The sequence below is a fragment of the Erythrobacter westpacificensis genome (assembly GCF_039542285.1).
GTDB lineage: Bacteria > Pseudomonadota > Alphaproteobacteria > Sphingomonadales > Sphingomonadaceae > Alteraurantiacibacter > Alteraurantiacibacter westpacificensis.
The window spans coordinates 1-1,525 of sequence record NZ_BAABHV010000034.1 but is presented as its reverse complement, the minus strand read 5'-3'; the positions used below and the strand labels follow the sequence as shown (position 1 = coordinate 1,525).

Genomic DNA, 1,525 nt, shown 5'->3' with positions numbered 1-1,525 from the left:
GCAGGCTTCATCAAGGCGGTCATGACCGGTCATCAGGTCTCTAAAGTGAAGTTGTCGACTCAACACTTTGGAGACAGACCGACCATGACCAAGCTCAGTTCTACACCCGCCGATGCCGTGCTGGTAGCCATCGATATGTCCAAGCACCGCCAGGAGGTCCTCATCGAACGCCCGGAGGGCGGGCGGCGACGGCGTATGACAGTGATGGCGACGAAGACCGATTACGATCGCCTTGCGTCCGATCTGGCTGATATTGGCAGACCGATTGTTGTCGGCTTCGAGGCGACCGGTAACTATCACCGCACCTTGGCGCACCGCATGCTCACAGCAGGTTTCGAACTGCGCCTGATCTCGTCCGTAGCCCTGGCCCGGACCCGAGAGGCTCTACATAATGGCTGGGACAAGAACGACTCCAAGGACGCGCAGGTGATCTTGCATATGCTGCGGATTGGCGCCACCCAGCGCTACGTCGATCCGCTTGCCGCCGGGATTAACGATCTGCAGGAGATGTCGAAGACACACGAGGCCATCTCCAAAGCCAAGACCCAGACCTGGCACCGGATCCTGACCCATTACCTGCCCCTCTACTTCCCAGAGATCGAGCGCTTCGCCGGCAACAGCAGGTCTGATTGGTTTCTTGCCTTGCTCGAGCGGTTTCCGACGCCCGGGAGCATGACAGCGCTTGGCCAGGAAGCATTCACGCCCGAGGCGTGGTCACTGGTCGGTCGCAAGGTCTCCAAGGCTCGATTAATCAACGATATTTACGAGACCGCCTGCGCATCCGTCGCACTGCCGGTCGATGAGGATTCTGTGGCGATTGCCATGTTTCGCATGGTCATCGCGCAAGCGCGCAGTCTGATCCGCCAACGCGACGAGATCGAGCGAACCGCCCATGCCATGCTCAGCGAGAACCGTGACTACCAGCTGCTTCGTATGATCCCTGGCATCGGCCCGATCAACGCGCTGACCATCCTTGCCGAGGCCGGGGACCTTCGACGGTTTGCCCACCATCGCCAGTTCCTCAAGTTCTGCGGACTCGATCTGGCCACCTGCCAGTCCGGCACATTCCGCGGTCGGACCAAGCTTTCCAAGTATGGTAATGCTCGGTTGCGCCGCACTTTCTGGATGGCCGCACAAGTCGCCGCTCGCCAACGCGACAACAGCTTTCGCGATAAGCTGGGTCGATACATGGAAGGACACGCCAGCGACCCTGATCGCCGCCGCAAGGCAATGACTGCACTCACCGCCAAGATGGCGCGCGTCGCGCACGCCGTCATCAAGACGGGAACCGAGTACCGCCCGTTCCTCGAACGGGCGGACACCAGATGGAAGGACCCCTCTCTGCTGTGCCGTGAGGGCGCAACTGCGACCCTGTAGATAATGTTCGGGCCTTCCATCTGGCATCCGCATCTCATTTTAAGGACGGTTAGGACCACGACCGATGCGGCCGCTGGATCCTGTGTTTGCTATGGCCGAGAGCGCATTCCTTGACGATGGAAGCCATCTGGATCAAAAAGACATTTGC

The 1,525-nt window shown here is 59.8% G+C and carries 1 pseudogene; it reads left to right on the top strand.

From position 1 onward, the window contains the following. Positions 1-84: 84 nt before the first annotated feature. Positions 85-1,381: pseudogene (locus ABFX23_RS17335) on the top strand (IS110 family RNA-guided transposase). Positions 1,382-1,525 lie beyond the last annotated feature (144 nt).